Origin of the sequence: Thiocapsa sp. (assembly GCF_035467215.1) — a bacterium.
Taxonomy (GTDB): Bacteria; Pseudomonadota; Gammaproteobacteria; order Chromatiales; family Chromatiaceae; genus Thiocapsa.
Map to the genome: position 1 here is coordinate 1 of NZ_DATITZ010000305.1, position 5156 is coordinate 5156.

At 66.1% G+C, this 5156-nt stretch carries 4 protein-coding genes and 2 pseudogenes; 3 read left to right on the forward strand and 3 right to left on the reverse strand.

Annotated elements, in window-relative coordinates; translation table 11 throughout:
• Both VLR48_RS16710 and VLR48_RS16715 read left to right on the forward strand, forming a co-directional pair.
• Positions 1–224, forward strand: a pseudogene (locus VLR48_RS16710) (transposase); the annotation flags it as partial.
• 958 nt (positions 225–1182) lie between these two features.
• On the forward strand, positions 1183–1347 hold the full coding sequence (locus VLR48_RS16715) for a hypothetical protein (protein ID WP_325292874.1): 165 nt from the start codon (positions 1183–1185) through the stop codon (positions 1345–1347).
• Positions 1348–1575: 228 nt separating this feature from the next.
• Here the strand turns inward: VLR48_RS16715 and VLR48_RS16720 are convergent, their stop codons facing one another.
• From VLR48_RS16720 to blaOXA, 3 genes and pseudogenes are all read right to left on the reverse strand, one after another.
• Positions 1576–2442, reverse strand: a complete 867-nt coding sequence (locus VLR48_RS16720) for a DUF1186 domain-containing protein (protein WP_325292875.1) — start codon at positions 2440–2442, stop codon at positions 1576–1578.
• A gap of 230 nt (positions 2443–2672) precedes the next feature.
• Positions 2673–3269, reverse strand: coding sequence for a class I SAM-dependent methyltransferase (locus VLR48_RS16725; protein WP_325292876.1), 597 nt, complete (start codon positions 3267–3269; stop codon positions 2673–2675).
• Between the two features lie 112 nt (positions 3270–3381).
• Positions 3382–4146 (reverse strand): annotated as a pseudogene (gene blaOXA / locus VLR48_RS16730) (class D beta-lactamase); the annotation flags it as partial.
• Positions 4147–4445: 299 nt separating this feature from the next.
• Here blaOXA and VLR48_RS16735 point away from each other — a divergent pair.
• Entirely contained in the window at positions 4446–5117 is a 672-nt protein-coding gene (locus VLR48_RS16735) for an isochorismatase family cysteine hydrolase (protein ID WP_325292878.1), read from the forward strand.
• Positions 5118–5156: the final 39 nt, after the last annotated feature.

Genomic DNA, 5156 nt, shown 5'->3' on the forward strand with positions numbered 1-5156 from the left:
TCCCCTCGGGAAGCCCGCGGCCTCCGGTGCTGCCGATCGTCCTCTGCAATGGCGAGAAATCCTGGTGGGCCAAGACCAGTCTCGACGCGTTGATCGAGCCGGACCTACCCGAGCAGCTGCGCCGATGGCAGCCGCAGATCCACTATCTGCTGCTCGACGAGCAGCGGCTTGCGGATACCGGTCCGTCGGTCGCGGGACGACGGGTGATCGGTATCTCGATCTAGCCGACGCCGGCTTGAAAAAGGCAAGCGTCCGGAACCGGGACTTTGTCGGCACTCGGGCGCGTTGGCCGGGACGCTTTTAGGCTGTGACCGCGCGATGGTGCAATCAACCATGAGGCGCGATGGCGGTCGCACGTCTCGCGGGCGGCCGCTCGGTGCACCGAGCCCGCTCCACGAAACACTCCCGCAGCCGCCTAACCGACACCAGCGCCCCCGTTTTTTTGACAGTCATAACGGGGGCCGATCGTCGGGCGGTTGGAGCGCCGGTCAGCGTGCCGGATGACGGATGGTCGCGAAGAGCGTCATCCGCAAACCTGATTGGTAAGGAGATTCAGCTAAGCGCCGAAGCCACGATTGAGGAGAGGGCCGCAAGTATCAAGTAATCAAAACCCTTGAGAACCAGCCTGGCGAGCCTCGTTCCGGCCGTTTGTGTCGAGTTTGTGTCGAGCGCCAACGGCGCGACCGATGTCAGCCCGGGGCAGCGCCCCGGGTTTCAATCAACCAACCCTTCAGCCCTGAAAGCCCCGGGTTTCAATCAACCAACCCTTCAGCCCTGAAAGGGCGGTTTAAAGATGCTGCTGGGGCTGGGGCGTTTTGCACCGTTCGGCCCTTTCCCAAAACGCGCGCCTAAGATCGATATATCAAAGCGTTGGGCCGCCCCTTCAGGGCTTAGTATGGGGGTCGTGGTCCCGGGGCGTTGCCCCGGGCTCGCGTGGTGAGCCCCGTTGGGGCAGCCGGATACCACCGGGTTCGATTCATGGCTATGGCAGGCTCCGTCCGATGGTGGATCAGGGAGCAGTCTGCGCCGATCGGTGGCTTATTCCGTGAGCCTGGCGGACGATTCTTTCTAATCAGGTCCGCAAATGAGGCCATCCCGGATCGACAACCCGATGACCGCGACCGGCGCAGGAGTGACCCTGATCCCGCCCCAATCGCGAACATTGCCAACCCCGAGGTCGTCATGCGTCTCGCCCACCGCCTGCTTCTCGCACTGCTGATCGTCGTCGTGGACACCGCGGCCTTCGCGGTCCCGCTGGCCGCACTGCTGCTAGCGTACGTTCTGCTCGCGCGTCCCGACTGGTTCCGGGACTGGGTGGATCAGCTGTACCGTGGGGTCTCCCGCTAGCCGGCCCCGAACGCAGCAGGTCGCGTGGCTCCTCCCGGTCTGTCGAGACCGCATCAAGCCGTCGGTTTCGGCCACGCGGCCGCCCCAGAGCGTGTTGTCGAACAGAATGTTCGAGCAGGTACCCGTGAAGCCGCTCGTCGGTGGGAATCGTTCGATTGCTCATGCGTTTGTACCTAAATCCTCCCAATCCGTCACGGCAAGGGTAAAGACCGATACGCGCCTCGGACCTCAGCGCCCGCAGCACTTCTTGAACTTCTTTCCGCTTCCGCAGGGACAGGGTGCGTTGCGCCCGACCTTGGCCGCCTTGAACCGGGCTCCGTTCGTGATCGTCGGGGCCTGGTGCGCCGCCTTGCGGTCGTCCTCCCTGAAGGCGGCCCACCAGCTCATCTCGGACACGGTATCCTCGATCGGACCTTTTCTGTCGCATCGTCGTAGCGCTTGCGCTTGGCCTTCGGACATGGCCCGCTCGACACTGCCCCTCCCGACGAACAGCGTATCCACCAAGTCATCATCGAAGGCGCGCTCGATGTCCGGCAACAGCTCCTCCGGATACAGATCGCAGCAGGCGCCGACGAGCGACCCCCAAAGCAGATCCGCTTCACGCTCCAGCTTGCCGTTGAACAAGCTGCGGAAATACGCGACGACGGACCCGCGCTCGAGCTCCCCGCGGGCGACGAGCATGACCAACACCCGCAAACAGGCGCTGCGGACATATTCGTTCACCTCGCGGTTCTCGATCATGCCTTTGATCGGATCCACATCCGCGCCGCAGACCGCCGCCAGGATGCGATCCAGATCCTCCGTCACGACATCGCCGGCGACATCGAAACACACCTCGCCCGGCGTCGAGAACAGCTTCACCAGCATCGGGTAGGCGGCACGCTCGCGAAACTGCGCCAGCAGGTACATGGCGTACATGTGCAGCATGGCGCCGTCGGTCTGCGCAACCCTGTGCGGGTCATCGGCGGTCGCCTGCAGGCACTCCAGCAGGACCGGCGTCATCGCCTCCCGTTGCGCCATGGCGGCCCGAACGGCAGCCTCGGGGAAGGTACGCTCGTAGGTTTCGAGCTGCGTCTTGATGTCTTCTATATTCATGCTGGGTTTGCTCCATTGCAGTGATCCGACGAATCGCAGGCCCCGGCAGACGCCTCGCGCGGCTCCAACCTGGCCCCGGCGTCGCGGAAGGCTCGGGCGACCCACTCGGCCGGCCGTGCGCGGCAGCCGTCGGGCTGCGTTTCGAGGCAACGGCGAGGTGCTCTCTGCGGGGTGGAGCCTCGTTGTCCATCGCCCGGGTGAGGACGCAACCGGGCGTCGTGCCGTTGCAATCAGTCCTCTACCGGCTTGCGCCCGACGATCTGGACGACATGACCGCGTCCCCGATGGTAGCGCCCTTCGGCCACCTCCCGCTCCTGCTCGCGCGCGACCTCGAAAACCAGGCCATCAAGCTCGTCTTCCAGGGTGGCGAGGTCCATGGTCAGCTCGGCGACGGGAGGGCCGCCGGTGCCCAAGCGCAACTGCTCGGGGGTGTAGGCTTCCAGGATCAGGACGCCGCCCGGTCGCAGTCCCTCCACGACGCGCCGATGCACCAGACGGCGCAGGTCCGGCGGCACATGGGCGAAGATCGAGACGATGCCCGTCCAGGCGTTCGGCGCGATGGCGAAGTGCGCGAGATCGCTGCAGCGCGTCTCGATCCGCACCCCGCGCTCGGCAGCCAGCCGCCGGGCCTTCTCCAGGCCGACGGAGGAGGCGTCCATCGCGGTCACCGCATGGCCGCGCGCGGCCACCCAGACCGCGTTGCGCCCCTCGCCCTCGGCCAAGCACAGGACCGGCCCCTCCGGCAGCCGATCCGCCTGCTCGACCAGAAAGTCGTTCGGTGCAGTGCCGTAGGCATAGTCGTCCTCGGCGTAGCGTTCATTCCACATCTGCTCGATGCTCCTCTTGTGTTGTCGTCGCGGACGCCGCGGCAGCCGGATCGCGCGAATCGCCCCCGTCCTCGCGGTTGATGGTGGGCGCGACCATGGGCGACGCAATGATCCCCTTCGCCTGCAATCCTGCGCGGACGAGTGCCTGACGCAAGGGCAGATCGGCAGCATCGCGGGTGTCCATATTCAAGGCGAAGATCCAGGTGGCATCGGGCGTCTCGACATAGCCGACATACCAGCCGATCTTCGGTGTGGCACGCGCGGCCCAACCGGTCTTCGCGAACAGCCGGTCCTGGTCTCCCGCCTCGGCGAGCATCACCCGACGCAGGCCCTCGTAGCTGGATGCACGATACGGCAAGGTGCGCAGAATCACCCGGCGCAGGAATTCAACCTGCTCCAGGGCACTGATGGTGAGTGTGCCGTCGAGCCAGAAGGCCACGGGGTCGAACGGCTCTGCCAGCGCGCCGTAGCCCGCGCGCTCCAGGTGGCTGCGGTAGCGCTCGGCGCCGATCTGTCGGGCCAGGCTCTGATAGCACCAGACGCACGAGACCGCAAAGGCACTGGCGAGCGTGTGATTGCGATTCCAGTCGGGCATGTCGTGCAGACGCCCGTCCCAGTGGATCAGGGCATCGGGTCCGGCAATAACACCCTCCTCCAGCGCGATGAGGGTGTTGAGGATCTTGAAGGTCGATGCGGCCGGCAACCGTTGCGCGGCACGCGGGGCGTTGTGCACATGCATCCGGTCGCCGTCGAGGTCGGCGATAACGACGGTGCCCTCGACGCCTGCCGCTGAGAACAGGGCGGCGAGATCGGCGTCGTCGGCATGGCCGGGCGTCGCGATGAACAGCGCCGCTATCAACGCAGGAAGCAGGGGCATCGGGAGATCCGGGTTCGCGTGAACATCGGCGCGAGCTTACACCGGCCGGGCGGCACCCGCGCGATCCGGGATGGCCGGGGCGCGTGCCGAGTCCGCGGTGGCCGCGGGCGCACGAACCCTGCGGTCTGGACCCTGCGCAGCCTTGCCCTGAGCTTGGCTTGACAGGTCTTTGGACGGTCCCTAGCCTCAGGTCGCGTTCGTCGAGGGCGACGCGATCCGTAAACGGCCGGGCGCGTCCCGTGCTGTCCGACACGCTCGTCTTTCCCGCGCCCGCCTGTCCCATCACCCGGAGAACCCCGATGAGCTGGAAGACCGCCTACCGCTCCTTCTACTACGCACAGGCGCCCGAGCCCGCGGACCTGGATCTGGACCCGGCCGAGACGGCGCTTTTGTGCATCGACGTGCAGAACCTCTACCTGGAGATCCCGAACGATCCGCAGGAGGCCGCGCGCTGGTTCCCCTTTCATCGGCGCATGCGCGAGATCGTGATCCCGACCACCCGTGGGTTGCAGGACGCCTTCCGCGCGAAGGGCATGGACGTCATCCACGCGCGCATCGCCTGCCAACTCGAGGACGGGCGGGACCGCTCGCTCAGCCAGAAGAAGCCGGGCTGGAATGCGCTACTGCTGCCCAAGGACAGCGCAGCGAGCCAACTGGTGCCCGAGCTGGCGCCGCTCCCCGGCGAGATCGTGGTGACCAAGACGACCGACAGTGCCCTGACCGGAACCAACCTGCGTCTGATCCTCGCAAACCTGGGTGTGCGCAATGTCGTGCTGACCGGGATCTTCACCGACCAATGCGTCTCCTCCACGGTACGCAGTCTCGCCGACGAGAGCTTCAACGTGATCGTGGTCGAGGATGGCTGCTCGGCCGGCACCGACGAGCTGCACCGGCGCGAGTTGGAGATCATCAACATGATCTACTGTCAGGTGCTCGGCAGCGTGGAGCTGCGGGAGATCACGGGGCTCTGAGGGGGCGACGACGATGCATCTCGGGCGAACCCTGCCGCT

What these genes read in the sequence shown, in the direction of transcription:
- VLR48_RS16715 (WP_325292874.1), top strand. Translation starts at nt 1,183, where the DNA reads ATGCGTCTCGCCCACCGCCTGCTTCTCGCACTGCTGATCGTCGTCGTG.
- VLR48_RS16720 (WP_325292875.1), bottom strand. Translation starts at nt 2,442, where the DNA reads ATGAATATAGAAGACATCAAGACGCAGCTCGAAACCTACGAGCGTACC.
- VLR48_RS16725 (WP_325292876.1), bottom strand. Translation starts at nt 3,269, where the DNA reads ATGTGGAATGAACGCTACGCCGAGGACGACTATGCCTACGGCACTGCA.
- VLR48_RS16735 (WP_325292878.1), top strand. Translation starts at nt 4,446, where the DNA reads ATGAGCTGGAAGACCGCCTACCGCTCCTTCTACTACGCACAGGCGCCC.